This window comes from Arcobacter sp. F155, from assembly GCF_004116455.1.
GTDB lineage: Bacteria > Campylobacterota > Campylobacteria > Campylobacterales > Arcobacteraceae > Halarcobacter.
In genome coordinates this window covers 146,194-170,596 of record NZ_PDJU01000005.1, presented here as the reverse complement: position 1 = coordinate 170,596, position 24,403 = coordinate 146,194, and the positions used below count along the sequence as shown (strand labels likewise).

Genomic DNA, 24,403 nt, shown 5'->3' with positions numbered 1-24,403 from the left:
AGAAATTTACCTAAGTAGGCTTTAATACAAGCTTAAATAACTATTTAAATATGTATTTACTTATTGAGTGTTAAATTATTAGATTTTATAACTTATCCACATTATAGTACTTATATAATCTTTATTTAATTCACTGCTATTAACCTTGGCAAATGTTGCACCTAAATTAACACCATTAGTCAATTTGTATTCTGCAATAAAATCTAGTTCTTCTTCAGAACTATTTTGCATATATGTAGTTTTTAGAAATTTGCTTTCTAGAGTTAGATTTTTAAAACCTTTATATTTAAAACTTAAATATTTACTTTTTGCATTAGGTTTATAAATTGCATTAGCTTCTTCTGCTGGATTAATATTCTCATCTATATTTCCAATTGAGCCTGATCCAATATTTTTATTTGTCTGTATAAAACCTAAACTAAAATCAAATTTGTTCATCTCTCTTAAAGAGAGTTCCAAATTAAATACAGAACCTCTATCATTTTTATTCTCTTCATCACTTATTACATAATGTGCTAAAACATCTAAAGTATGATTTCTATATAGAGACTTTATTCCATAAAAACTATATAGTTTATCCGCATAATATATATAAGGATTTAATGTAAAATTGTCATGTGTATAATTAATATCGAAAACATTGACACCTTTGCCCTCTTTGTTATAGTCTGAGAAGTTAAACCCTACCTTTCCCCTGATCCAGGCGTACCCTTGACTATGAATCAATGACAAATCTAAATGCTTATGAGGCTTAACTTTTAATACAGCTGCTTCATGAAAACTTCCAATCCAATAATGACTTAACCTTTGCCGTCCAAGCCGTAAAGAGGTAAAATCATTTTGATACTCAATTGCAACTCTATGGATTATTGGTTTAGTATAGCTTGGGTAATTAGTTTGATCAACTTCATCAATTTTACTATACTTAATAAGTCCAAAGTCTAATAACCAATTTTTATAAGTTTTTGATAATGCAAATTCAGAAATCGCATGTGTAAATCCAATATCTTTTTTTTCTTCTTGATTATAAAGAGATACAACTGCTATATTCCCTTCTATATTCAAAGAATTATTCATTTTATTCTCAGTAGCAACTAAATATGGCAAATTTAAAAAAATCACATATAAACTTAAGAGATATTTCAAATTACTCCTTTTAATAATATTGATAATTGCTTTCATTGAAATTCTATTAATATGTATCTTAATAGTTGTTTAAATAGCTATATAAACTATAATAGCATTTAGCTATGTAAATAGCTATTTAAGTTTATATTTATCTATTTATGTTAAATTTCCATTATAGTTTTACTAAAAAATTAAATTACAGGAGTCTAAAATGAAAAATAATAGTTATATATTTGCACTATTAATTACAATGCTTGGTGTCGTCTTGATGAGTGTTGAAACACTACTAATCAAATTGACAAATATTTCCGGAGTGACATACTCTTTTTATATTGGTATATTGATGTTTATATCATTAAATGCTGTTTTATTAAAAGATGGATTTAACAATACACTCAATCTTTATAAAGACAATTTAAAGATTATTCTTATATCAGGACTTTTAATGGGCTTTGCAAATATGTTTTTTATTAATTCTGTAAAGCATACTACTATTGCAAATGCAGTTATAATTATCAGTTCATCGCCACTTTTTGCAACACTTTTTGCATATCTTTTTTATAAAGAAAAACCACAAAAAAATATTTTTATTGCCACTATATTTATCTTTGTAGGTTTACTAATCATCTTCTCTCAACAACTATCAGGTGGAAATTTGTTTGGGGATATCTTAGCTTTACTTTGTGCAATGAGTTTTTCATTGAATTTTGTAGTAATGTCTAAACACACAGGTGTTAATAGATTTGCAGTTCTTGCTTTTGCTGGTGTTTGTATTACTGTGATGTCTTTATTCTTTATTGAAAGTTATGAAGTTGATACTACTTCATTATATATACTTTTAGTAGCAGGTCTTTTAGTTAGTCCATTTTCTAGAATCTTTGTACTTATTGGAACAAAAACTTTACCTGCAAGCGAAATATCACTTCTTACAATTTTAGAGACTATTCTTGCACCAATTTGGGCATTTATTTTCTTAAATGAAATACCTGTTATGAATACAATTTGGGGTGGTCTAATAATATTAGCAACACTAATTATAAATAGTTTATACATTATTAAAATTTCTAAAAATAAAAAAATTGAAGAATCAAAATAAAGGAACGAAAATGAGTAAAAAAGAATTTTGGGATAAAGCAGCAGCAGATTTTCCTAGATATAATAAAGAAAATGATCAATTTCAACAAAAAATCATAGAGATTTTAAAAAATGAAAATGTCATTAACAAAAATACAAGTGTATTAGATATTGGCTGCGGAACAGGTGTTTATACTATTCCATTAGCAAAAGAGGTTAAAAGTGTTTTAGCTTTAGATATTTCACCTGCAATGCTTGATATTTTACAAGAAGATTCTTGGAATTATAACGTAAAAGAAAAAATAAAAGCAGATAGTTCAGGATGGAGGGATTTTAAAAGTGGTGAAAAGTTCGATTTAGTTTTTGCTACATTATCCGCAGCTTTTAGTGAAGATGTGGATTTTGAAAAGATTTTAGAATATTCAAATGGTAGCGTTTGTTTTTTAGACTTTGTTGAAGAAAAAGGCTCAAATTTTGAAGAGTTACTATTTCATCAATACGGTATTGAGAAATTTGTTTTTAAAGACTTAGAGAATAAAAAGAGATGGCTTAAATCTAAAAATATAAAATATAAGAAATTCCCTTTACAAAATACCCATAGCGAACTACTTGAATTAGATGATGCTATTCTAAAAATAAAAGAGAGTATAAAAATATCGAAAAAAGAAATAAGCCCAAGTGATGAGGATATTGTAAATTTATTAAAACCAATCACAATTGGCTCAAAAGTGAACTATGTTTTAAATATCAATCTTGAACTTCTACTTTGGAAGAGTAGCAATTAACTATAAACTGAATAAATGTAACGTAGTTACATTTATTCTTAGTTTAATATTTTGAGATGAAAAAAATAAATCTAATAATCATATTTCTAATATCTTTTTTAACAAAGTCATTCTCTCACCCACACTCATTTATTGAAGTTTTTCCAACTTTAAATATAAAAGGGAATAAGGTTTCAAATTTAAATATCAAGTGGGTTTTAGACGAAATGACTTCTTCTATGCTAATAATGGAATTAGATAGCAATGGTGATGGGAAAATAGATAAAAAAGAAAATGAGTTTATTTATAAAAACTATTTTATTTCTCTAGAAGAGTATAACTTTTATACGGAAATAAAGTCACTAAATCATACCAAAAACAACTTAATCCCAAAAGATTTTAAAGCTTATATAAAAGAGCAGAGAATGATTTACTCTTTTGATATTAATAAAGCGTACCCTTTAGAGGATTTAAAAATTTCATTCTTTGATAAAGATTTATTTATGGGCTTAGTTCTTGAGAAAGAGTATATAAGAATAAACGGTACAAAAAAAAACCAAATCAAAAAAATCAAAAAAAAGGTCTTCGGAGTAAAATAAATGGAAATCTATAATCAATTTATCAATCAATTAATACAATATCAGTTTAAAATAAACAGTTTTATATCTTCAACAATTAAAAATATAAATGATGAAAATCTTTTAAGTGCTTCATTCCTTGTTTTGGGTATTGCATTTTTATATGGCTTAATCCATGCAGCTGGACCTGGTCACGGGAAAGCTTTAGTTGCATTTTATTTTGCCACAAATAAAAATAGTTACAAAGAAGCTTTTACTTTAGGTTATTTAATTTCAATTGTTCATACCTTATCAGCACTTACTTTGACCTTTGGGATATATTTTATTTTAGAAAAAATGTTTAGGCAAAATTTTAATTATTATTCAAAGATTACAATGCAAATAAGTGCAACTATGATTGTCCTTGTTGGGGTTTATATAATAGTGTCTTCATATCTCACTAGAAAACAAAAAGAAAAAAAAGTTGATAAAAATAAAAGTAAATATGCACTTGCTTTTAGTATAGGAATAGTACCTTGTCCAGGAGTTATGACAATAGTTCTATTTTGTATCATATTAAAGAAGTTTGCCCTTGGAATCTTAGCAGCAATTTGTATGAGTATAGGAATGGGACTTACTATTTCTTTAGTAGGTATATTATCAATTTTATTAAATAAAAAAGCTAATAACTTTCTCGAATCAAAGGCTTTTATCTTAGAACTCTTTGGTGGTGTTTTAATTCTTTTACTTGGTATTATTCTTTTTAACATTAACTTATAGTTATTACAAGTGACCTAGTTACAGAAAATGATAGAGAAATTATTACAATATGAGTCTAATTTTAGAAAGTTCAACAACCTGTACTTTTTGGTACAAATTAGGTTAAATAAGTTTAACTGTGCTTGAGTTCTAGGAACTATCGGTTGCTGACACAAAACTCTGAACAGTCTCAAAATGTTTTCATTTGTATAAGATACTATCTAGTTATAAAATCAGCCACTTTTTGAGCCATACGACTTTTGAAAGTTCCATTTTCAATTATGTCAAGCATTTTATCAATTCTTTCTCTTTCTTTTTTTCTTTCTATCTCTTTTTTTCTTTCTTCATCGACAATACTATATTTATTATTATATAAAGTTTTGAAACTATGTATTAAAAGGTTATCTTCATTAAGGGACTCTTCTTTAATTTTTACTTTTAGCCTAATTTTTAAATCCTTATCTTCTGTAAAAAAACAAACCTCATGTCCCTCTTTTAAATCATCTATTATCATCTTTATAAAAATAGGATCTGCATATGCATTAGTAACCATATCCTCTTTTAAATTTATTATATTGATTTTTTTTAAATCTACTAATTGTTCAATACGATTAAATGCATCTCTCGCTGCTTTTAAATCTTCTTTATTTTTTTTATTATATATTTCTTGATATTGCTCTGATGGCATTATAATTTGAATGTCATCATACTTTCTAAAGTCATAAAAAAATCTTTCAATTGCTTCATTTGACTCTGCCATAAAAATATTAGAGTCTATATATACTTTTTTATTTTCTAACTTTTTAAAAAGTATATAAAAAAACTCATTTTCATAATTATTTTCAGACTTTTTTTGATCATTTTCTTTCTTAATATTATAAGCTCGTTTTGCTAGCCCATATATTTGCATTATGTTCATGTATACTCCTTCAAAATCTACTATAATACATTGTATGTATAGTGATTGTTGAAATATTATACACAAGTTAAACTTACAAAAAATAATCACTAATAGTAGGTTGTATAAATGCATGAAACAACAATTGAAGAATTATATACATATATAGGAAAGAATGTTGCTAAATATAGAAAAGAAAAAAAGATGTCACAACTTGATTTGTCTTTAGCAATGGGATATAAATCTGTATCTGTTGTATCTAGTGGTGAAGTTTGCTATAAAGGCAAACACTTTAATTTAGAACAAATACTTAAGATTTCTCAAATATTAAATATTGATATGTGCTTATTGTTTCAAAAAACTAAGTAAATAATTTTTTCTTGATATTATCATACTTATACAAAACAGACTATTAGAGAACTTAATTTAAACAGTGAACTGAAAAGTTATTTAACTTATCTAGCATAATGACTAGATAAGTCTTTAATATTAATTTTCTAATAGTGATTTATTTTTGATAAAACATGTTTCATCTAAGATAGATTTAACATTAAAATCAATAGCGAACTTACTTGGAACAAACAAATAAGTAAATTGACTATGCTCTGCCATTCTTTCTGCATAATTCTTTTTTGCTTGCACTACTGGATCATCTAGTTTGTCTTCACCTTTTATTTCAACCATAACCCAGCTTTCATCATTCTTTTGTATTAAAAAGTCAGGATAGTATTTTCTTACGCTATGTGACTCTGGATCAATATAACCAATATAAAAATCAGATTGGCCATGTGTTAGTTGTCCTGTAAAAAAAACTTTTCTCACATTTTCATCATCTTTTAGAGAATTAATAAAAAACTGTTTTTCTGGCTCAGAATCAAAACAATAGTGGTCAATATGAAATGATTTGTGATTATATTGTGGGTACATATATTCATTTACAACTTTATCTTCTCTTGAAGTTACACAAGTAAAAAAACCATTATTTGATTTATCAATATTTACAAGAGGTACCTCTTCTTCATAAGATTCTTCATGAGGATAAACATCATAAAAATAATCCATTAATTTTGGTATGATTACATCATAAACTACATGATTATATTCAGATGATTGTTCTACTAGTCTTTTTATCCCTTCTTTAGAATTAGAAAGTATTTTTTCTATTAAGATTGAGCTTTTGTTTATATACGCAGAACATTCAGCTACAAGCATTATAGGAGAATATTTCTTTTGATACTTAGAAACTTTTTCTCTTGAACTTTTATCCTCTAAATTTTTTAAACCATAATTAGTTACAACTGTTCCTAAATACTTTGAAAAATCTATTTTATTAAACTCAAAATCTATACTATTATCTGGTTTAATATCTTTTTCTTTCATCCTATATTCTCTTTTTACTCTTTTTATTTTAAGAGATTCTATAGGCTCTTTAACTTTCAGACTAAACTGCTTTTTGTCTTCTTCATCTTGTTTCCCAAAGTTATCAAGATTCATATTGAAATTAGATTGAAGTTCTTTTTCAAGTATCTGATGATTTTCATTTGATAAATATATATGACCATTTAACTGCACAGGCTCTACTGCTCTTAAACACCTCATAGTAGATTGAAGTACAAATATAGTTGATTTAGGTTTTCTAAACAGTGCTACTCCAAATAAACTTCTACAGTTCCATCCCTCTTGCCCCTTATTAACTAATAAGATGAACTGTTTTTCACTTGTAGGTCTATCGAGGTTTCTAAACTCTCTTAAATCATCATTAGAAGTTATCTTTTGATCACCAACATTTACTATTATCTTATTAGTATCAATACCAAGTTCTATTAATATCTTTTCAACAGCTGGTCTAAGCTCATTTTGTAGTGTCTCAATATTAGGAGCAAAAAAAGCAAGCTTAGGAAGCATGTCTTCAAATCTACACTCACTATACTTTGACCAAAAATCATTTATTACTTCTCTTACAAAATCTTCTTCTTCAACTTTATCATATCCTTTTACAATAGGATTTTTCAAAAACTTTCTTTCTATTGCATTAGATAGGGAATAAGCATAAACTACTTCAGGAATAAGTTTATTTTTTACATATGGAGTTCCAGTAAAGTTATAGCACCCAATCACTGTAGTCTTATTTGAAATTGCATCAATAGTAGCTTTAAGTTTTTTCAAACTATCATCAAGACCTTTGCCAAATGTGTGGTGTGCTTCATCAACATAGATACCTAAATTATCAAGTCTTAATATCTTTTCAAATCTTTGGTTTTTGATAAGCTTTTTATTATCAACTAGCTCAAAGTTCTCTAGATCAAGCAGATCGTTCATATCATCAAGTGCTGATAAACTATCACTGTTTAAGAGTTTGTCTACAGCTTTTGTCTCTTTATGTTTCTCTTGTAGTGAAATTTTTTGTTGGTTGGTAATAATAATATTAAACTGGCTACCATCAAGAGTATTCAGTTGAGTTTCTGTGTCTTCTAAGAAATGATACTTAACTTCTGTATTTATAAAGTTTTGATATTCAGTAGGTATAACTTTTGACTTATCAAACTCCACTATCTCTCTAAGTGATTGCAGGACTGTTTTATCTGGAGCAAATACAAGTGCATTGTGAGCATAGAGTTTATCTTTTGGGAATTTGTTAGCTAGAATAAACTCATAGAACATTGTAGTAGCCATAAGTATAGTTTTACCAGTACCCATAGTAAGAGCAAATACATAATCAGGATAGTTTCTCTCTAACTCACTTAGATTTTTTTCTACTTCTTTATAGTATTTATCAAAAACCTCTTTTTCATTATCAAATATTCCATCAAAAAGTGATTCACTATCTTTTTTAGCAGCTATTTTCATAATATCATGATCGTATAGCTCTTTGAATATATCAAACACTTTTCTATTGTGGTAATACTCTTTTAAAAACACATATATTTCTAATGCTTTAAACTGAGGTTCTCTTAAGTAGTTGTCCTCATTATAATCTAAAAAAACCTTACTAATTCTTCTATACTTCTTTTTTATTTTACCTTTGTTTTGTTCGTAATAATTAAGCAGATTTGTAAATAAAGAATACTGCTCAATATCAGGTACAAAACTATTAGAAGTTTTTTTCTTCTTAGCCATTTAACACCTCAAAGTAGCTCTCTGATAATAAGTCAGTAATTTTAATAGCAATAGTACCTGCATCTTCTGGTAATTCATAACTACCACTTACTAACTCTTTTTTTTCTGGGATATCAACGATACTTGGCTCAAATACTGACCCATCATAGTTAGTATCAATCATAATAGATTCAACTGTTTCTCTCCAGTCTTCTACTTCTGTACCGTCTTGTCTTAGTTTTTCAAGTAGCGTATTTGGGTAGAATTTATTAACTGTTAAAGTGCTTTCATTTACTTCAATAGAAGCTTCTGAGTCTCTTTTAAATACTATCCCAGAACCCTCTTTTAAGATATCATACACTTCAATATCAATATTAAAAGGACACTCTTTCTGGAAGTGTGGTTTTATGTCAAGGTCATGCCCCATACATACAAGTAAAATATCATCTACTTTTTTATTAGGGTTAGTTTCAACTTCTTTTTCATAAGCTTTGTAATCAAGATTTGTAATAAGATCAGACACATCTTTTTTTGTTGCTATTCTATTTATTGGCATGATTTTAACTTTTCTACCATCTTTCATACCATCAAAATAACTTCCATTTAATTTGTCAATTTCTAATGCTTCAATAAGTAGTTCTTTAGCTTGAACAGGGTTTTTAAAGATATCATAGTTATTTACATTATACAGTTCAAAGCCACAAGACTTTAGTTCATCTTCATCGTTTAGATTTTCATCAATGATATTTCTTAGTCTTTTTGTAGTAGTTTGAATAGAACCAAGATTAATATCTGCACCTATAAACCTACGACCTAATTTTTGAGCAACTGCCATAGTTGTACCAGAACCCATGAAACAGTCAAAAATTAAATCTCCTGGATTAGAAGAAATATTTATAATTCTTGATAATAGAGATTCGGGTTTTTGTGTTGGATAGCCAATTGAAGATTCTTCTGACCAACTACCAACAGTATATACTTCTTTCCCCGTCCAAAGACTTTGTGGTTTTATTCCATCATTTTCATCTAGATAACGCTTAAACCTAGGGAAGCCATTTTTTGTAATATAAATTAAATTATTACTTAGCATTTCTTCTAATTCATTTAATTTATACCCCCAACCTCTTGTCCCACTAGGGAACTTTCCACAGAATTCAAAAAAATTATTTTCATTTCTAGAGGGAACAGTTAAATCCTCAGACTTAAATACACGTCCATCATCATCTTTATATCTATAATACTGCTCAATATAATCTTTTTCATAAGGAAATTTATATTCATTATTCCAAAACAAATTTTCTGAATTTTTACTATAGTAAAATATATTTTGATGAATATTTCCATATGTATTAGAATTACTATGACTTGAAGTATTTCTCCATATAATCTCATTTTTAAAATTATTTTGTCCAAAAACTTCATCTAAAATTATTTTTAAATAATGACCTTTTGTTGGATCACAATGTAAATACAAACATCCATTATCAGATAGAAGTTCTCTAATTAAAACCAATCTCTCATACATAAATTGCAAATATTCATCATTAGACCATATATCTGTATATTGTTTTTCCTCTAAAAATGAAGTGTCAGTTTTTATTTGTTTATTCTTTAACTTAATTTTCTTTTTATAGTCAGCTTTAGAATCAAATGGTGGATCAATATAAATTAAATCAACTTGTCCTCTGTAGTTTTTTAATAAATGTGACATAACTTGAATATTATCACCCCAGAATATTTTATTAAGCCATCCATCTACGTCTGAGCCATGCACCTCTTTAAGTTGTGCAGGAAAATATCTAGTACTTCTAAAAGGACGTTTACCTTTCCAGTTAAGCATAGGATAGCCCTTAATAGGCTTAAACTGATACTCCTCTACATTATCTACTGTATTATCAATTCCTAAATCTAATTGTTCACTCATATTTTATAAAATCTCCATATTTAATATTTAAAAAGCTTACCTTTTGTGCACTTATCTTCTGGTTTTGTTCTAGCACAATAATACCTAAAGTCACAGTCTTTACAAAGGTCTAGTGGTCTTTGTTCTACATCAAAATCTTTAGCTTCAATTTTCTCTACTATCTTATCAAACTCTTTAAGTGTTTTATCCATATCGCTTTGTTGTTTGTTAAAAGTAATTTTTGGCTCATTCTCTGTTTCACCTGTATAGTAAAGGTGCATCTTGGATACTTTTTTATTGTACCTCTCCTCTACTATATGTGAATATACTTCAAGCTGTCGTTTATAGCTAAGAAGCCTTTTGTTGTTCATATCTTTTGGTTTTTTAGTAGCTTTAAAGTCCACTATCTCTACTGTATCATCTTTACCTTGAATAAGGTCAATAACGCCTTTTAAAATATAGTCATTTCTCAGAACTGAAACATCAACCTCCGCTGCTACTATTTCAGAGATTCTTACTTGATTTCTTTTATAGTATGATTTAACTTGATTCAATGCTGCTTTTAAAACTCTTTGGTCTAAATAAGCATTTTCTTTCAGTACAAGAAGATTGTAGTTGGTATTAAACCATTGTTCAATTGTGTGGTCTGGAATAGTTTTAAATCCTGACTTCATAGAGTCCTTATGAATATCCTCAATAGTTTGATGCACTAATGTACCAAATACAATAGTTCCTGACCTTGCAGGTGTAAACTCTAACTCTCTATAGAACTTATACTGCAATGGACAAGTTTCATAGATAGAGATATGAGAAGTGAAGGTGTACTCATGATTTATATCTGCTTTTTTAACACTCTCTAACTCATAGGTAGCATTTTGAAAACTTTCATCTTTCCAGTCAAGTGCTTTTTTAAAAGATGATTCAAGCTGTTTTGATGGAATTTTATTTGATCCTTTTGGTCTTTTCATATCTGAAAGAACTAAGATGTTTTGAGCCCTTGAGTAAGCCGTATAAAAAAGACGCATAAAATCAAACTCTGCCATTCTCTCAACTGGTTCAAACTCTTCTTTTGTAAGATATGGTGCAATTAATTCATCAAGCTTTGAGTATTGGCTTCTTGGTCTATGATGAAGCCCTGTTACAATAGTTATAGGAAACTCCATACCTTTTGACTGGTGTATAGTCATAAATGAAATTGCTCCTGATGGTGCTAATACTTCATTATCCTCATACTCACTGATCCCACCTTTGTATAAAAAGTTAAGAAAGATAGAGAAAAAGCTTCTTAAGATCATATCTAGTTTCTTTTCTGTAAGAACTGATACATTGTAATAACTTTCAAACTTCACACATAAGTTAATAAACATAGAGATATTTCTAGTGGCTAATTCGTTTGTATCTAAAGCACTTGCAAATGGTTCAAACTGAATCAACTCATAAATTATTGAAGTTATATTATCATCGGTTGACTTTCCAACATCTAAATTTGTATAGATCTTTGCTTTTGTTCTTAAGAACTCTAACAAGTCTTTATTCGTATTAATATTTGCTTTTATGTAGTTAGTAGCTAATGTAATACAAGGAATAAAGTAGTCATCAACTGTAGATATTTTAAATTCAGATGTTTTGTAGTCATCAAGATATCTTTTGAAAATGAATAAAAGAAATCCTATAAGCAGTTTAATCTCATCTCTTTTAAAGTAAAAATCAGATCTTGGTGAATATACTGGAATATCATTGGCTTCAAGAGTTTCGATAAGGTTTTTAATTCTTGTGTTCTTAACAGAATTAGCTAAAAACGTAATCTGATTCAAGTCTTCAACAATTTTTCTATTTTGACAATGTTGAATGAATGAGATAACCTCTTGTTGCCAAAGTTCCTCATCTTCTTCACTCACCTTTAGTATTACAGGTTGATCTTCAAAAGTAGCTTCTTTTGGTGGTTCAATTACTTTAAAATGTCTGTAGTTGTTATTATCATCACTCCATTCAACTTCATTTATAAACTCATTATAGTACTTTATAATATCGTTATGAGAACGGTAATTTGTTTCAAGCTTTACAACCTCACAATCTGTAAAATTGTTTTGAAACTCTAAAATGTTTCTAACCGTTGCACCTCTGAAACGATATAAAGACTGGTCATCATCACCTACTACACAAATTTTTTGATGTTTTGAAGCAAGTTTAAGTAGTATTAACTCTTGTAAGGTGTTAGTATCTTGATACTCATCAATCATAAAGTATTTAATCTGGTTTTGTATCTTCTCTAGCACCTCTGGATACTCACAAATAATTCTGTAGAACTCTTTTTGTATTAATGCAAAATCAATACAGTTTTCTTCTTGCATAAAAGTCATATATAATTGATATGCAGAGGCTAAGTAGTTTAACTCTTTATCATGTGAACTTTTCAAAAGTTCTATATCAAGGTTTTCTTCTGTAAATTTATTAAATACACTAAGGAGATATTGGGCTTTATCCCATTTAGATTGGGCTTTGATATAATCTTTTAAACCTTCAATTTTATAAAAGAAAGAGTTTACTTTTCTATATATGAAAAACTTTTGATCAAAGTCATCAAGTACTGAGTAGTTTTTGTTAAAAAGGCTGTACTCTAAGTGTTCATCAATTAGCTCTAAAAAAATACTATGAAGTGTTCCTAGATAAAACTCATTGATATTTACTTTTAGTCCTGATTGAGTTATCTTGTTAGAGATTCTGGTTAATAGCTCTTTTGCAGCTTTTTCAGTAAACGTAGAAATCATAATTTGACTAGGTTCTACATGTTGATTTACTACAAGGTTTGATATTCTTTCGGTTAAAGTAAAAGTCTTACCTGAACCTGGACCAGCTATAATAAGTAATGGCTTATCTAAAGTATTTACTGCTACTTGTTGTTGTTTTGAAAGCATTACATACACCTATAGTTATTTTTAGTAGTTATTTTATCGAAGTTGCATTGTTAAATTGCTTTAAATTTGTTAAAAAACACTATATCTTTTAGGAATTATTCCTAGATCTTCCATACTTTGATTTACTTCTAGGTATTGTGCTTCTTACGATTAACCTTTCTTTTCTCGTTTCTTTTATATGTTGCTCTTCTTTGCATAAGTAAGAGATTGCATTATCTAGATATTCTCTTTTTTGCTTATCAGTATGGATAAGCATGCCTATACCATGTTCTGGGTATTTATTACGGTTACAATTATAGTATGTACCTTTATCTTCTGTTATTTTCTCATTCCAGTACTTACCTATTTGATCTGCTCGAAAAGATCCTTTTTGAACCTCCTGTCCATTGAAGAAAAAGAAGACATGGAAGTGTATTCTTAAATCAAAACCAAACTCCTTCTTTACGATATATCCAATGTTATGCTCAAATATTGTTTTATTATTTCTTCGATTATTTAATAATTTTTTTAAATCTTTTGTTGCTTCTACTAGTGTGATGTCATTGCTATATGGCTTCTTGTAACTAAGGTCAAGCCTGACTACGAGAATTTTCGAATATTTTTCCTGAAGTGCATCTACATAAACTTGATTGCTATTCTTTCTTTGTATGATTCTTCTTGTTTTCATGATTTATCCTTTTATTATATTCTTCATATAATAGATAAACTTTGTATACAAATATTATTATTGCTAAGCCTTTATTTCATAGGCTTAAGCAAGTAGTACTGTGATATATAAGTTTAGAGAAGTAGTAATAATTATTAGTTATTAATAGATTATATATAATATTAATAACCTAAATTTAGTGCTTTGAAATACCTAGGTAACTTAGTATACAAAATTTAAAAATATAAGAGTTTGCCTATATATCCAAATGTACAAAGTTAAAGTCATGTCGTTAAATGGGAAATCAACTTTAATAAGCTTTATCTAAATTGACATACTCTACAATATAACTAATTTTATTATAGAGAGAATTATGAATCTAAACCTATCAAAAGAACAACAAACAAAATTGGACAAAAAACTAAAAAGCAATAAACAAACTCTTGATGAGTATTTAACTTCTTTAGTCTTAAAAGATATAGAAGGAAAATATGATTTAGGAAAAGGGTTTTATTATGATTTAGAATCTAATAGGCTTTTTGATAAAAAGCATGAAGTAGTACTATTATCAAAGATTGAAAATAGCATACTTAAATATCTAATTTTAGTTCAAGATGAAAATAAAAAAGTATCTGCAGAAGAGCTTTATGACAAATGCTGGGATAGAAGAAAAGAATTCTCTGTTTTTACAGTTAGAAACTTCATAAAAAGAATTAGAGATAAAACTCATTATGATATTATTAACAATACATCAAATATTGGATATTCTATATATCCAAATTAAATCACTATAAAATATTTAAAAGGCTATATCCTTAATGAAAAAACTATCAGTATTGTTACTATTTTTTGCTTCTGTATCGTTTGCTCAAACATCGATACAAGAGAAGCTATTTATTAAGAAGTTCTTTAATAACAAGCAATGTAATCAAATTATAGACAAAGAATACTATCAAATCTGCTATAACTACAAAGCAAAAGGTGCAAACTATGTTTACTATGTACTAGATGGTGCAAAAGTGAATAAAGGCAATATCAAAGATAGACCTAGATTCTATGATGAGCTAGAGCTACCAAGGAAGTATCGTTCTACTCACAGTGATTATACTAGAAACCAATATAAGATGGATAGAGGTCACTTAGCTAATGATGCTTCCTTTGATTGGAGTGATAAATCTCTTAAGAGTACATACAGCATGGCAAATGTAATTCCTCAGTATAGAAATATCAATAGATATACATGGATTAAAGCTGAGAAACTAGAAAGAGTAGTAGCATCTAAATTAGGAACTGTAAGTGTCCTTAATGGAGTTGTTTACCCTGATAGACCAAAAACAATAGGAAGAAACAATATAGCTGTTCCTAGTGGCTTCTGGAAGATGCTATTTAACAAAGAGAAAAAGTATGAGAGGTGTTTCTACTATGAGAATACTATAGGACTAAAGTCTAAAGGAGATAAGCTAAGAAATCATGAAGTTGAATGTAAGAGTTTATATTAATAAAATATCTCACTAAGTGCTTTTAAATCAAACTTGGTTACTATTTTACAATGAAAATAAATACTATAAATTATTATGAAGAAAATGCTAGTACTTTAGTAGAACGTTATGAATCAGCTGATGTAAATAATGTTCAAAATCTTTTACTTAAAACTTTTGATATAAATTCAAAACTTCTTGAGATAGGTTGTGGTTCAGGTCGTGATACTTTGTTTATGATTAAAAGCAATTATAATGTCATTGCAATTGATGGTTCTAAAAATATGATTGAAGAAGCAAAGAAAATACATCCTGAATTAAAAGAAAGACTTTTTCATAAAATTTTACCAAATGATTTAGAGTTTGATAATAAGTTTGATGGTATTTATTCAATATCTACACTAATGCACTTGTCAAAAGATGCCTTGAGAAAAACTCTTTCAAAAGTCTATAACTTACTAAATCAAAATGGAAAGTTTCTAATGTCAGTTTCACTTTTTAGAGATGATATTGATAAAGATGGTTTTGATAATAAAGGAAGGTTTTTCTTATCATTGAGTTTTGAAGAGTGGATTAAGATTTGTGAAGAAGTAGGATTTTCAATTGTTAAAACAAAAAGAAATAAAGATGGACTCGATAGAAGTGGTATTGAGTGGCTTACACTGGTGTTAGAAAAATGACTTTTGAAGAGCTTTTTATTTATATAATTTCAAAAGGGAAAAAAGATAATACTTATAAATTTGCACTTGGAAAATTTTTATTAGATTATTCCTTAAGCCTACGAGATATTAAAGATACTAAAATTTATTATGGTGAGATTTCTGAAGCATTTTTAAAATATTATTGGTTTCAAGAATGTAAATATAAAATCAAACAAGATTTTAAGCAAAACTCTCAGCCTATTGTAATTACTATAATCCAAAATTTTTGTGGAGCTGAATATATTCCTGATAGCTATGATAAATATTTCAAAAAGAATAAGTTTAAAGAAGATTTAACAAAACTAATAGAAAAAAAATGTTTAAATGATGTTATCCCAAGATTTCAACCTGAGGAGTATAATAATTTTTATTTTCATAACCATGAGAAAGTAAATAAGAAATATAAAGTTCCATCAAATGATGACAAGTTTATACTTTTACAAGGAGAGGCAATTTCTTTTCTAAAAAAGAATTATGAGTTACTACATAAAGCACTTATTTTAGAGTGGGCGAAGTTTTTAGAAAAAACAAACTTTACACCAAAACTAATATCAAAAATTGAAAACTTAGGAGAAACAAAAAGAAACTCTTTAACGAGATTTAAAAAAATACTTTTAGAAATTGATAATAAAAAGTGTTTTTATTGTAATTGTAATTTAGATAATGATGATATACATGTAGATCATTTTATTCCATGGAGTTATGTATTCGATGATGAACTATGGAACTTAGTTTTATCATGTTCTAAATGTAATCTAAAAAAGAGTGATTATTTAGCCTCTGAAAATAGTCTAGTAAAAATTCAAACCAGAAATGAAAAATTAAATCTAGTCCAAACTAATAAAGATATTTCTGAGTATTATCATAGTTGTAAAAAAGCTGGATTTTTAATGGGTGCTTTTTAAAATATCATTAAAAAAGCAAATTTAAAGAGAGGGTAGAGTTTTATTCAAAACCCTACCACTCACTATTTATAATACTTATTATCCCTTATGAGGAAGCCTTCTAATTATAAAAGCAGTCTCTTGAATATAATCATGCATTAGTTCACTATCTTCTAGTATTGTTTTTCTAATTTCTGTAATTGTAAAACCTTTTTTTAGCAACCCAAGTTCTTTGATTTCTAACTTAAAAGACTCATATCCAAAATTTTCCCAAACTTCAAGAAGCCATCTCAATGTTTTATTGTCTATCATAATACCTACCTTTATGAAATCATGAATTTAATAGCATCTTTTGCACTTCCAGTACAAATGCCTCCATCAATCATATTAGAATCTAATAAATCACCATTTTCATCTCTTTCATTTGAGGTATAGATATTTATAATATATCCTAAATCGTCACTTTCAAAGATTTGGTAAAATTGACCTTTATGTTTTAAATCTAATGACTTATTAGTTTTCAAAACATTTGCTAAAAGAGTAAGATCTTTTTCAATATATTTCATCATTGTTTATTCTCCTTTATAATTGATAGTGGTGTTGGGTGGAAAGATAAATCTCTTTCAATACTTAATCCAAGTGGACCTTTTATAGATTCAAGTTCTTTCAATGAAAAATATCCTAATTCATTATCAAAGCCTTTAACATATCCATAGCAAATATTATTACTCTCTTTACAAATTTCAATAATAAACCAAGTCCATTGAGCATCTGGAGTAAATAATTTAATATGACATATAGGATTTAATGATCTTTCTGTTTCATAAAGATTAGGTATAGAATTTAACAGTTCTTTTGTTAATAGCTTCATATTCTACCTCCTATATTACGATTTACAAATAAATCTTGCAATTTCATCAAGGGTAAAATATATTCCACCACCAACACGTTTTGATTTTATTTGTCCTGATTGTCTTAACCTATCAATAGTAGCTTGGCTAATATTAAGCTCCTTTGCTGTTTCTTTTTTACTTAACAACGATCTTTTATAATTTGTTCTAAGCATTTCTATCAACTCTATTTTTGACATATTTAATTCCTTTCTTTATGCTACTTGCCTTAAATTCATATACCACTGTCTATTATTAGTATCCCACCTGAAACCATGAGCTTTAATTACATCTTTATTTGCAAAGACATTATCACCCACAACTATTAAGTTCTCTCCTTGTTGAATAACTGCTAATCCTAGATTGATTAACTGTGAGAAGTCTTGTGAGTGCTTATATGGTACTTGTTGTTGAGTGTTTTGAGTATTAGGGTTATATTGATTGTTAGAGTTATTAGCTCTTTGGTTATAGTGTTGGTTATTGTTATTTGGTACTTGATTGTAATTACTATTGTTTGTTTGACTTTGATTGTTATGATTTTTGCTCTTATCATAAAGCGATAATCCAAACTGATTCCCAAAGCTTCGTAATGCTCTTTTAAGTGCATCTGTTACAGCTTCTTTTGTAGCTCCTTCATGGGCTTCTGATTGAGTTTTAGCTATACCTGCTCCAGTTCCCACATCACTACGACTGATATTTTGAATATGGTCTTTATCATATACAGTAACTTTAACAATTGCTTTGTAGCAAATAACGATGTTTTGATTTTGGTTTTGTTCTGTAGATAGATGTTCTAAACTTTCTATATCATAGCTCCAACTACCATAACCAAAAACTCTATTAGCTGTTTCTATAATATCAAAGCCTTCAAGGTATGAAAGTGTGATATTCCCTTTATCTCTACTCTTTACTCTTTTTAAGTCTAGTTCATCTTCAAGTTGTTCTAATTGTTTTTCATTAAACATCTTATTCTCCTTATGATGCTTGTTTTAACTGCAATATTTCATCAGTTGTAGTTTCTGCATTATTTACAGCTCTTTTTGTATTGACTTTTACTTTAGCTTCTGTGATAGTTTTTATATCTTCAACTTTGATATATTTATTTAGCTCTTTTAAATCTTTTGAAGATTCTTCTTCTAAAGTTTTTGTAATTGCTTCTTCATCTACAGAGAACTTTACAAAGCCTAAGCCCATAACTGCGTTTTCATCTTTGATTGTGATTTTCTTCTTTATTGTGGTTGATTCTTTTGTTAAAGTAAGTGATGAAATGATATTGCCATCAACTCTGTCAACACCATTACTTACTAAAACTTGTGCTGTTAGAACCTTTGCTAGTTCTAGAGATTCAGAAAGCTTTTTCTTTAAAGCTTGTAACTCTTTAATATTTGAAGATAGATAATCAATCTTATTCTTTAATTCATTTAGAGATAAACCAACATAATCAGCCTTTTGATAATAAGGCTTTGATTGATCTTCTAAAATCTCTTGAATATATTTTTTAAAGAACTCTTGTGATTTTGATTCACTAAGAGTCTCTATTTGTGTTTGTAGTGCATAATTTACTAGTTTCATAATCAACTCCTTATGCTGCTATTTGATACTGTGGTTCTTTAATACTTGCAATCTTTTCTGCAATATCCCAAACACCTTTATTTACATAAGTATCTGTAGAGATTGATTTAATCTCTTTACTTGTAAACTTTCTTCCTGTATCTTTATTGAATCCACTAATATTCCCACGAATTAGATTCTCTTGAATGATGTTTAATGTTGTGTATAAATCATCTTTATAGTCTTCATCTCTAAGTGGAACTAGTAGGTCATTAATATCTATTTGTAAGTGTTCTTCAAATCGTAGAGGAACAGATAATTTAGCAAAGCTTTGTTTCTCAATTTGAGATAATTGGATATTTGATAAAGTAGTAATTTTATCAAGCAGTTTTTCTTTAACAGCAGTAATTTTTGCAACTGCGTTTGCTACATCGTTATCTCTATCTCCTAAATGCTTAATCTTGTAACTTTCAAATACGCTATCAGATACTACTAAGCCATTAGCACATACAAATCTATAAATACCTGCACTAATACTAAATGATTTACTTCTATCGTGAGAATTAAATAGTAATAGTTCTACTGCATTTTCCCCAGGATTTAATAAATCCTCAAAGTGTCTAAATCTCACGCAGTGTTGTTGATAGCCTTGTTTGTTTTCATCTCTTACATCTGCTTGACTTACACTAACTGGATACCAGTTATTTGCTTTTATCTCTTCTATCACATCGATAGTAGGAATAAAGTGATATTTCTCACTTACTTCAAAGTGAGGTTCACTAGTAAATAGCGTTGGTGCTAACTCTTGTAATTGATTATTATTTAATGGATTTGCTGACATGATTTTTCCTTATTTGTTTTTATTTTTTAATGGATTGATAGTCTTTGACTAAAACTTAGTTTTCTTTTGAGTCTAGATACTCTTTTATTATAGTTGCTGAAGCTATTACAATAGCTACTACTACAGTAGGAGGTATATTCATTTTTAAGCTCCTTGAAGTGGTTGATAGTAAGGGTTGTTTTGAGCTTTGAGTTTTAAAGCTTCTTTTTCCATATCATCAAGCTCTTTATCATCAAGCTCTTTATCATCAAGCTCTTTTGAAGATGGAGCTTTAAAAAATTTTCTTAGCCATCGCTCATAGGCTAAATCTTTTTTTGAAATACTTAAAACAGATTTTTTCATAGGCATTCCTTTGTATTTTGACAAAGCAAGATGAGTCTTGCTTTTTCTATACCTATGATATGTGAGTGTAAAAAAATGGGATTTAAATAAAAAAATATTCTTCATACCTTTATTTGATAACAAAAAAAGGAATAGAAAATGAAGACAAACTACGACGAACTAATCCCTAGAGGTGTACTTTTCAACTTAAAAGAAATTGAAGAAATGATGATATTAAAAGTTGATATGGCGAAAAAACTCATTTATAACAGAGAAATTGAATTTGTTAAAATTGGGAAAAAGATACATATTTCAAGGGCAACGCTTATAAATTTTTTAGAGAAGAATACAATAGAAACAATTTAACAGATAGTTATAGTTAGCAAATAGCTAACTATAACTTTTTTATTTCACTAATTGATAAATCTGTGACCTCAGAGATTTTATCAATGTTTAAATATTCACTATAAAGTAGTTTTCTAGCTATTTCTTTTTTTACTTTTAATTCTGTATCATTTACCGATAAATCGTAAGCTCTGAAATTCTTTATTCTTAAATCTATTGGTATAAGATTTAAGTTTACATTATTATATAAAGACAGTGTTCTTTTATTGAAGATTTTACTTCTTACATTAGTTTTATTTTTAAAATATCTTCCAGATTCTGTTGTAGTTGCACTTAAATCTAATTTTAAAACTCTATAAACTATTGTAATTAATCTTGACGTGATTATATTGGAACCTAAGAAAAATTTTATATCTTCTGAAATAATTCTTTCATACTCACTTTCTTCTATATTAATACCTTCAAATAACTTAAAATAATAATGATTGCTTTCAATCATTTTAATATTAGCAGAATGAAAAAGAAAAAATTCTAACTCATTGATTCTATCTTTTATAAAATCAATAGGTTCATATTTCCTAGCATAGTAATAAAATTCTTTTTTTATCTCTAAACTATCTTCTTTAAGCTTCTTAATATTTTTAATATCTAAATCTGAATTAATAACTAATAATGGGAAATTTAAAAAACTATTGCTTTTATTTAAAGTAAGATTTTTGTCAAAACCACGAACAATTTTGATTTTTGAATCTGAAAATATACGTTCTTTTGGTTCTAAAATTTTATATTCAGCATTTTGTTTTTTTGATAAAAAATCTTCTATTACATCAAATATCTCTATATTACAAATAAAAAGAATTTCTTCATTACTTCTTCCTTCAAGTAAATTAGAAAACCATTTATTTATTAAGTAGTTACTATCTTTTTTCATCACTATACCTACACTTATTAAATTAATATATTATACTTTAAACTTGTTATAACTTGTATTAATTCATATTTTATATTAATATTATTTTTTATATAAATAAAGTTAAATATATTTATTTTAAGTTATAATTTATTTTATATATTGTTTAATATTCATATGAAAAATATTCTTATAACCTATTATCTAACAACTGAAGATTTTTTTGATTTTAAAAATGTATTAAAAAATTCTAATATTGAATTTACTGATATAGGAATCGTAAAAAACCTCCGTAAAAAGAAATACAAAACACTTCAATCTGAATTCGAAGAAAATTCTTCACTCTTTCAAGAAAATGATACATTAATAATTAACTCATTTGAGAATTTAGGTAAAACTACCTATAAAATCATGGATAATATTAATTTTATATTCGAAAAAAAAATGAATATATTAATCTTTTCAAGAAATTTAATACTTAATTATGAAGATGAAAAAGTGACTTCACTTATTAAAATAATTTTAGATTTTGAGGATAAAAACTATTCAGCACAAAAGCTAAAAGCTAAAATAACAAGAGAAAAAAATAAATCAAAGATAGGAAGAAAGCCTAGTAATAAATCAAGTTCAGTTTTTGAAAAATATAAAAGTTTTATTTTAAAACAAAAATCTTTAGGTATTCCAAATACTAAAATTTTAACTAGTCTACAGAGTAAAGATAATATTTATAAAGGGAAAACTGTGCAAGCTCTAGGTTCATATATCAATCAAACAATTAATAAAAAAAGTAAAAAAAAGTTAATAGAACAGTTTACAAAACAAAAAAATGTTGTAGCTAGTAAATATAAAAGAAAAGGTTTATTAAATAAAAATTCAAATAAGTTATAATAGGGATTGAACCACTTCTAAGAACATTAAAGTTCAAAAGTGGCTCAAGTACTATTATAAAGAACTCCTATTTTATGGTGTTTATTTATGCAAAGATTGAGCTACAATAGAAAGAAACTCATCTTTAGTTTTTTTGTCTTTTTTAAATAACCCTCTTAGTGCTGAAGTAACAGTTGTTGAACAAATCTTTTCAACACCTCTCATTTCCATACACATATGTCTTGCATCAATCATAACTGCAACACCCTTTGGGTTTAAAGTTTCATGAAGTGCATCACAAATCTGTTCAGTCATTTGCTCTTGAATTTGTAATCTTCTAGCAAAAACATCTACAACTCTAGGTATTTTTGAAAGCCCTACTACTTTTCCATTTGGAATATATGCAATATGTGCTTTACCTATAATTGGTAACATATGGTGTTCACACATTGAATAAAACTCAATATCTTTGATAACTACCATCTCATCATTTGAACTTGTGAAAAGTGCAGAGTTGATAATCTCTTCTGGGTTTTGCTTATATCCACCACACATAAACTCAAAAGCTTTTCTAACTCTACTAGGTGTTTTTTCAAGCCCTTCTCTATTTATATCTTCACCGATATACTCTAAAATATTTTTAACTGAGTTTTCAAACTCTAGCTCTTTGCTCATAAAAAATTCCTCTTATATTTTTAAAATATCGCCTATACTCCATAAAGGAACAAAGATAGCCATAATTATCCAAACAATTAATAACATAATCAATATAAAAAATACTGGCTCAATTAGTATAGAAAATATTTCTACTTTTTCATTAAATCTTTTTTTATAGATAGTTCTTATTTCATAACTTGTTTTTTCTAAAGAGTTTGATATTTCGGCTGTTCTAATTATATTTAAAACAAGCTCATCAAAGATATCACTCTTCTTAAAACTATGGTAAATAGACTTACCACTTTTTAGTGAACTATCAATTCGTGTAATTTTATCTAAAAAGTATTTGTTGTTTATTAAAGTTTTACTCTTAATAATAGTTTCATGAAACTCATATCTTCCTTGAAGCAAACTATTTACAATATAAAAAAATCTATACATCATTCGAAGCTTATATATTTTACTTACTATAAATAGTTTTTCAAAAATAACTCTATGTACAAAAAACTTTATTTTCTCACTCTTTGAGTAGATTAAGTATATAAAAAAGAGTATTAGACTAAGAATTACTATAATAAATAGAAGATAGTTTTCAAATATGTTTTTTACAAGAAATAGAGACTTTGTAGCAAAACTTAATTTCATATCATTTTGTAAAAACATATTCTCAAATTTTGGTACTACAAAATTAAAAATACCAATAAGTGCAAATAAAAATGAACCTACTAAAATCAAAGGATAAGCAAAAACTTTTTTTATCTGTTTTTTTACCTCATCTTCTTCTTTTAAAATCTCATACAAAGTTTTAATATGCCTTTTGGGCTCTCCACTATTTTGTATAATCTTAAATAAGGAAATTACAAAGCTATCAATTCTAAACTCTTTTAAACTTTGTTCTAAATCTAAATGATTTGAAAAAGAGTATTTTAATTTAAGTAGAAAATCTTTTATAGTTTTATCTTTATTTGAATCAATCAAAATTTCAAAGGCATCATCAAAAAGTATATTTGCTTCAAGCATAAGATTTAATTCATTTAAGATATTAATTAAAGCTCTTTTACTAACTCTTTTCTTTGAAGAAAAAAGATTATTTAACTCCATTGTTTTCTTTACACTAATAATATTTAAAGGTAAGCTATTCTCTTCTAAGTATTCATCTTCAGTTAAAAGAAGAGTTTTTATTTTTCCTTTTTCTTGATACTTTACTTTATACTTCAT

At 27.2% G+C, this 24,403-nt stretch carries 28 protein-coding genes; 11 read left to right on the top strand and 17 right to left on the bottom strand.

Translation table 11 applies throughout. The annotated features are described in order from the left end of the window. Window positions 1-78: 78 nt before the first annotated feature. On the bottom strand, window positions 79-1,146 hold the full coding sequence (locus CRV03_RS07405; protein WP_164968635.1) for an Opr family porin: 1,068 nt from the start codon (window positions 1,144-1,146) through the stop codon (window positions 79-81). Window positions 1,147-1,339: 193 nt separating this feature from the next. Here CRV03_RS07405 and CRV03_RS07400 point away from each other — a divergent pair, with 193 nt between their 5' ends. The 4 genes from CRV03_RS07400 to CRV03_RS07385 are packed head-to-tail and all read left to right on the top strand — an operon-like array spanning window position 1,340 to window position 4,303. After that, window positions 1,340-2,224 carry a DMT family transporter gene (locus tag CRV03_RS07400; RefSeq protein WP_129084512.1) on the top strand — a complete coding sequence of 295 codons (885 nt, stop codon included), beginning with the start codon at window positions 1,340-1,342 and terminating at the stop codon, window positions 2,222-2,224. Window positions 2,225-2,234: 10 nt separating this feature from the next. Next, window positions 2,235-2,987, top strand: coding sequence for a class I SAM-dependent methyltransferase (locus CRV03_RS07395; RefSeq protein ID WP_129084511.1), 753 nt, complete (start codon window positions 2,235-2,237; stop codon window positions 2,985-2,987). A gap of 56 nt (window positions 2,988-3,043) precedes the next feature. Then, on the top strand, window positions 3,044-3,565 hold the full coding sequence (locus CRV03_RS07390; RefSeq protein WP_129084510.1) for a DUF1007 family protein: 522 nt from the start codon (window positions 3,044-3,046) through the stop codon (window positions 3,563-3,565). After that, a complete protein-coding gene (locus CRV03_RS07385; RefSeq protein WP_129084509.1) occupies window positions 3,566-4,303 on the top strand; it encodes a nickel/cobalt transporter in 738 nt (245 codons plus the stop codon). It begins immediately after the preceding gene. Window positions 4,304-4,499: 196 nt separating this feature from the next. Here CRV03_RS07385 and CRV03_RS07380 read toward each other — a convergent pair whose 3' ends face one another. Next, on the bottom strand, window positions 4,500-5,201 hold the full coding sequence (locus CRV03_RS07380; protein WP_129084508.1) for a hypothetical protein: 702 nt from the start codon (window positions 5,199-5,201) through the stop codon (window positions 4,500-4,502). A gap of 108 nt (window positions 5,202-5,309) precedes the next feature. Between CRV03_RS07380 and CRV03_RS07375 the strand changes: the two genes are divergently transcribed. Beyond that, complete coding sequence (locus CRV03_RS07375) at window positions 5,310-5,549, top strand: XRE family transcriptional regulator (RefSeq protein WP_129084507.1); 240 nt, start codon at window positions 5,310-5,312, stop codon at window positions 5,547-5,549. A gap of 120 nt (window positions 5,550-5,669) precedes the next feature. Here the strand turns inward: CRV03_RS07375 and CRV03_RS07370 are convergent, their stop codons facing one another. From CRV03_RS07370 to CRV03_RS07355, 4 genes are all read right to left on the bottom strand, one after another. Continuing rightward, complete coding sequence (locus tag CRV03_RS07370) at window positions 5,670-8,297, bottom strand: DEAD/DEAH box helicase (protein ID WP_129084506.1); 2,628 nt, start codon at window positions 8,295-8,297, stop codon at window positions 5,670-5,672. Further along, window positions 8,290-10,200 carry a site-specific DNA-methyltransferase gene (locus CRV03_RS07365; protein ID WP_129084505.1) on the bottom strand — a complete coding sequence of 637 codons (1,911 nt, stop codon included), beginning with the start codon at window positions 10,198-10,200 and terminating at the stop codon, window positions 8,290-8,292. The genes CRV03_RS07370 and CRV03_RS07365 overlap by 8 nt, the downstream gene beginning before the upstream one ends. A gap of 20 nt (window positions 10,201-10,220) precedes the next feature. Then, complete coding sequence (locus tag CRV03_RS07360; protein ID WP_129084504.1) at window positions 10,221-13,094, bottom strand: ATP-dependent DNA helicase; 2,874 nt, start codon at window positions 13,092-13,094, stop codon at window positions 10,221-10,223. Window positions 13,095-13,182: 88 nt separating this feature from the next. Next, window positions 13,183-13,761, bottom strand: coding sequence for an inovirus-type Gp2 protein (locus CRV03_RS07355; RefSeq protein WP_129084503.1), 579 nt, complete (start codon window positions 13,759-13,761; stop codon window positions 13,183-13,185). A gap of 352 nt (window positions 13,762-14,113) precedes the next feature. Here CRV03_RS07355 and CRV03_RS07350 point away from each other — a divergent pair, with 352 nt between their 5' ends. Genes CRV03_RS07350 through CRV03_RS07335 form a run of 4 tightly spaced genes read left to right on the top strand, consistent with a single transcriptional unit; the run spans window position 14,114 to window position 16,824 of the window. Continuing rightward, complete coding sequence (locus tag CRV03_RS07350; RefSeq protein ID WP_129084502.1) at window positions 14,114-14,524, top strand: winged helix-turn-helix domain-containing protein; 411 nt, start codon at window positions 14,114-14,116, stop codon at window positions 14,522-14,524. A gap of 34 nt (window positions 14,525-14,558) precedes the next feature. Further along, on the top strand, window positions 14,559-15,239 hold the full coding sequence (locus CRV03_RS07345; protein ID WP_129084501.1) for a DNA/RNA non-specific endonuclease: 681 nt from the start codon (window positions 14,559-14,561) through the stop codon (window positions 15,237-15,239). 50 nt (window positions 15,240-15,289) lie between these two features. Beyond that, the gene (locus tag CRV03_RS07340) at window positions 15,290-15,898 is read left to right on the top strand and encodes a bifunctional 2-polyprenyl-6-hydroxyphenol methylase/3-demethylubiquinol 3-O-methyltransferase UbiG (RefSeq protein WP_129084500.1); all 609 of its coding nucleotides are present in this window, start codon (window positions 15,290-15,292) and stop codon (window positions 15,896-15,898) included. After that, window positions 15,871-16,824 (top strand): HNH endonuclease, encoded by a 954-nt coding sequence (locus tag CRV03_RS07335; RefSeq protein WP_129084499.1) that lies wholly within the window; start codon window positions 15,871-15,873, stop codon window positions 16,822-16,824. The genes CRV03_RS07340 and CRV03_RS07335 overlap by 28 nt, the downstream gene beginning before the upstream one ends. 78 nt (window positions 16,825-16,902) lie before the next feature. On the opposite strand, the gene CRV03_RS07330 is transcribed toward CRV03_RS07335, so the two are convergent. The 8 genes from CRV03_RS07330 to CRV03_RS07295 form a co-directional block, all read right to left on the bottom strand. Beyond that, the gene (locus CRV03_RS07330; RefSeq protein WP_129084498.1) at window positions 16,903-17,115 is read right to left on the bottom strand and encodes a hypothetical protein; all 213 of its coding nucleotides are present in this window, start codon (window positions 17,113-17,115) and stop codon (window positions 16,903-16,905) included. 11 nt (window positions 17,116-17,126) lie between these two features. Continuing rightward, window positions 17,127-17,372: a hypothetical protein gene (locus CRV03_RS07325; RefSeq protein ID WP_129084497.1), complete on the bottom strand. Its 246-nt coding sequence runs from the start codon at window positions 17,370-17,372 to the stop codon at window positions 17,127-17,129. Beyond that, on the bottom strand, window positions 17,369-17,674 hold the full coding sequence (locus tag CRV03_RS07320) for a DUF2958 domain-containing protein (protein WP_129084496.1): 306 nt from the start codon (window positions 17,672-17,674) through the stop codon (window positions 17,369-17,371). The genes CRV03_RS07325 and CRV03_RS07320 overlap by 4 nt, the downstream gene beginning before the upstream one ends. Window positions 17,675-17,689: 15 nt before the next feature. Beyond that, window positions 17,690-17,893: a helix-turn-helix domain-containing protein gene (locus tag CRV03_RS07315; protein ID WP_129084495.1), complete on the bottom strand. Its 204-nt coding sequence runs from the start codon at window positions 17,891-17,893 to the stop codon at window positions 17,690-17,692. A gap of 15 nt (window positions 17,894-17,908) precedes the next feature. Beyond that, window positions 17,909-18,658 (bottom strand): Rad52/Rad22 family DNA repair protein, encoded by a 750-nt coding sequence (locus tag CRV03_RS07310; RefSeq protein WP_129084494.1) that lies wholly within the window; start codon window positions 18,656-18,658, stop codon window positions 17,909-17,911. Between the two features lie 10 nt (window positions 18,659-18,668). Further along, a complete protein-coding gene (locus CRV03_RS07305) occupies window positions 18,669-19,265 on the bottom strand; it encodes a siphovirus Gp157 family protein (protein ID WP_129084493.1) in 597 nt (198 codons plus the stop codon). Window positions 19,266-19,275: 10 nt separating this feature from the next. Beyond that, on the bottom strand, window positions 19,276-20,085 hold the full coding sequence (locus tag CRV03_RS07300) for a DUF932 domain-containing protein (protein WP_129084492.1): 810 nt from the start codon (window positions 20,083-20,085) through the stop codon (window positions 19,276-19,278). A 144-nt stretch (window positions 20,086-20,229) separates the two neighbouring features. Continuing rightward, window positions 20,230-20,427, bottom strand: coding sequence for a hypothetical protein (locus CRV03_RS07295; protein WP_129084491.1), 198 nt, complete (start codon window positions 20,425-20,427; stop codon window positions 20,230-20,232). Between the two features lie 138 nt (window positions 20,428-20,565). Between CRV03_RS07295 and CRV03_RS07290 the strand changes: the two genes are divergently transcribed. Further along, complete coding sequence (locus tag CRV03_RS07290) at window positions 20,566-20,772, top strand: DNA-binding protein (RefSeq protein ID WP_129084490.1); 207 nt, start codon at window positions 20,566-20,568, stop codon at window positions 20,770-20,772. 28 nt (window positions 20,773-20,800) lie between these two features. Here CRV03_RS07290 and CRV03_RS07285 read toward each other — a convergent pair whose 3' ends face one another. Next, the gene (locus tag CRV03_RS07285) at window positions 20,801-21,682 is read right to left on the bottom strand and encodes a hypothetical protein (RefSeq protein WP_129084489.1); all 882 of its coding nucleotides are present in this window, start codon (window positions 21,680-21,682) and stop codon (window positions 20,801-20,803) included. Window positions 21,683-21,838: 156 nt separating this feature from the next. Between CRV03_RS07285 and CRV03_RS07280 the strand changes: the two genes are divergently transcribed. Further along, complete coding sequence (locus CRV03_RS07280) at window positions 21,839-22,549, top strand: hypothetical protein (protein WP_129084488.1); 711 nt, start codon at window positions 21,839-21,841, stop codon at window positions 22,547-22,549. A gap of 81 nt (window positions 22,550-22,630) precedes the next feature. Here the strand turns inward: CRV03_RS07280 and folE are convergent, their stop codons facing one another. Both folE and CRV03_RS07270 read right to left on the bottom strand, forming a co-directional pair. Then, window positions 22,631-23,203, bottom strand: a complete 573-nt coding sequence (folE, locus tag CRV03_RS07275) for a GTP cyclohydrolase I FolE (RefSeq protein WP_129084487.1) — start codon at window positions 23,201-23,203, stop codon at window positions 22,631-22,633. A gap of 12 nt (window positions 23,204-23,215) precedes the next feature. After that, a complete protein-coding gene (locus tag CRV03_RS07270) occupies window positions 23,216-24,403 on the bottom strand; it encodes a type II secretion system F family protein (RefSeq protein WP_129084486.1) in 1,188 nt (395 codons plus the stop codon).

Excerpts from the sequence above, each read along its gene's own strand:
- CRV03_RS07355 (WP_129084503.1), bottom strand. The coding sequence starts at position 13,761 with ATGAAAACAAGAAGAATCATACAAAGAAAGAATAGCAATCAAGTTTAT.
- folE (WP_129084487.1), bottom strand. The coding sequence starts at position 23,203 with ATGAGCAAAGAGCTAGAGTTTGAAAACTCAGTTAAAAATATTTTAGAG.
- CRV03_RS07285 (WP_129084489.1), bottom strand. The coding sequence starts at position 21,682 with ATGAAAAAAGATAGTAACTACTTAATAAATAAATGGTTTTCTAATTTA.
- CRV03_RS07390 (WP_129084510.1), top strand. The coding sequence starts at position 3,044 with ATGAAAAAAATAAATCTAATAATCATATTTCTAATATCTTTTTTAACA.
- CRV03_RS07300 (WP_129084492.1), bottom strand. The coding sequence starts at position 20,085 with ATGTCAGCAAATCCATTAAATAATAATCAATTACAAGAGTTAGCACCA.
- CRV03_RS07370 (WP_129084506.1), bottom strand. The coding sequence starts at position 8,297 with ATGGCTAAGAAGAAAAAAACTTCTAATAGTTTTGTACCTGATATTGAG.
- CRV03_RS07365 (WP_129084505.1), bottom strand. The coding sequence starts at position 10,200 with ATGAGTGAACAATTAGATTTAGGAATTGATAATACAGTAGATAATGTA.
- CRV03_RS07305 (WP_129084493.1), bottom strand. The coding sequence starts at position 19,265 with ATGAAACTAGTAAATTATGCACTACAAACACAAATAGAGACTCTTAGT.
- CRV03_RS07385 (WP_129084509.1), top strand. The coding sequence starts at position 3,566 with ATGGAAATCTATAATCAATTTATCAATCAATTAATACAATATCAGTTT.
- CRV03_RS07320 (WP_129084496.1), bottom strand. The coding sequence starts at position 17,674 with ATGAAGCTATTAACAAAAGAACTGTTAAATTCTATACCTAATCTTTAT.
- CRV03_RS07340 (WP_129084500.1), top strand. The coding sequence starts at position 15,290 with ATGAAAATAAATACTATAAATTATTATGAAGAAAATGCTAGTACTTTA.
- CRV03_RS07325 (WP_129084497.1), bottom strand. The coding sequence starts at position 17,372 with ATGATGAAATATATTGAAAAAGATCTTACTCTTTTAGCAAATGTTTTG.
- CRV03_RS07315 (WP_129084495.1), bottom strand. The coding sequence starts at position 17,893 with ATGTCAAAAATAGAGTTGATAGAAATGCTTAGAACAAATTATAAAAGA.
- CRV03_RS07280 (WP_129084488.1), top strand. The coding sequence starts at position 21,839 with ATGAAAAATATTCTTATAACCTATTATCTAACAACTGAAGATTTTTTT.
- CRV03_RS07380 (WP_129084508.1), bottom strand. The coding sequence starts at position 5,201 with ATGAACATAATGCAAATATATGGGCTAGCAAAACGAGCTTATAATATT.
- CRV03_RS07290 (WP_129084490.1), top strand. The coding sequence starts at position 20,566 with ATGAAGACAAACTACGACGAACTAATCCCTAGAGGTGTACTTTTCAAC.
- CRV03_RS07400 (WP_129084512.1), top strand. The coding sequence starts at position 1,340 with ATGAAAAATAATAGTTATATATTTGCACTATTAATTACAATGCTTGGT.
- CRV03_RS07350 (WP_129084502.1), top strand. The coding sequence starts at position 14,114 with ATGAATCTAAACCTATCAAAAGAACAACAAACAAAATTGGACAAAAAA.
- CRV03_RS07345 (WP_129084501.1), top strand. The coding sequence starts at position 14,559 with ATGAAAAAACTATCAGTATTGTTACTATTTTTTGCTTCTGTATCGTTT.
- CRV03_RS07295 (WP_129084491.1), bottom strand. The coding sequence starts at position 20,427 with ATGAAAAAATCTGTTTTAAGTATTTCAAAAAAAGATTTAGCCTATGAG.
- CRV03_RS07375 (WP_129084507.1), top strand. The coding sequence starts at position 5,310 with ATGCATGAAACAACAATTGAAGAATTATATACATATATAGGAAAGAAT.
- CRV03_RS07310 (WP_129084494.1), bottom strand. The coding sequence starts at position 18,658 with ATGTTTAATGAAAAACAATTAGAACAACTTGAAGATGAACTAGACTTA.
- CRV03_RS07330 (WP_129084498.1), bottom strand. The coding sequence starts at position 17,115 with ATGATAGACAATAAAACATTGAGATGGCTTCTTGAAGTTTGGGAAAAT.
- CRV03_RS07270 (WP_129084486.1), bottom strand. The coding sequence starts at position 24,403 with ATGAAGTATAAAGTAAAGTATCAAGAAAAAGGAAAAATAAAAACTCTT.
- CRV03_RS07395 (WP_129084511.1), top strand. The coding sequence starts at position 2,235 with ATGAGTAAAAAAGAATTTTGGGATAAAGCAGCAGCAGATTTTCCTAGA.
- CRV03_RS07360 (WP_129084504.1), bottom strand. The coding sequence starts at position 13,094 with ATGCTTTCAAAACAACAACAAGTAGCAGTAAATACTTTAGATAAGCCA.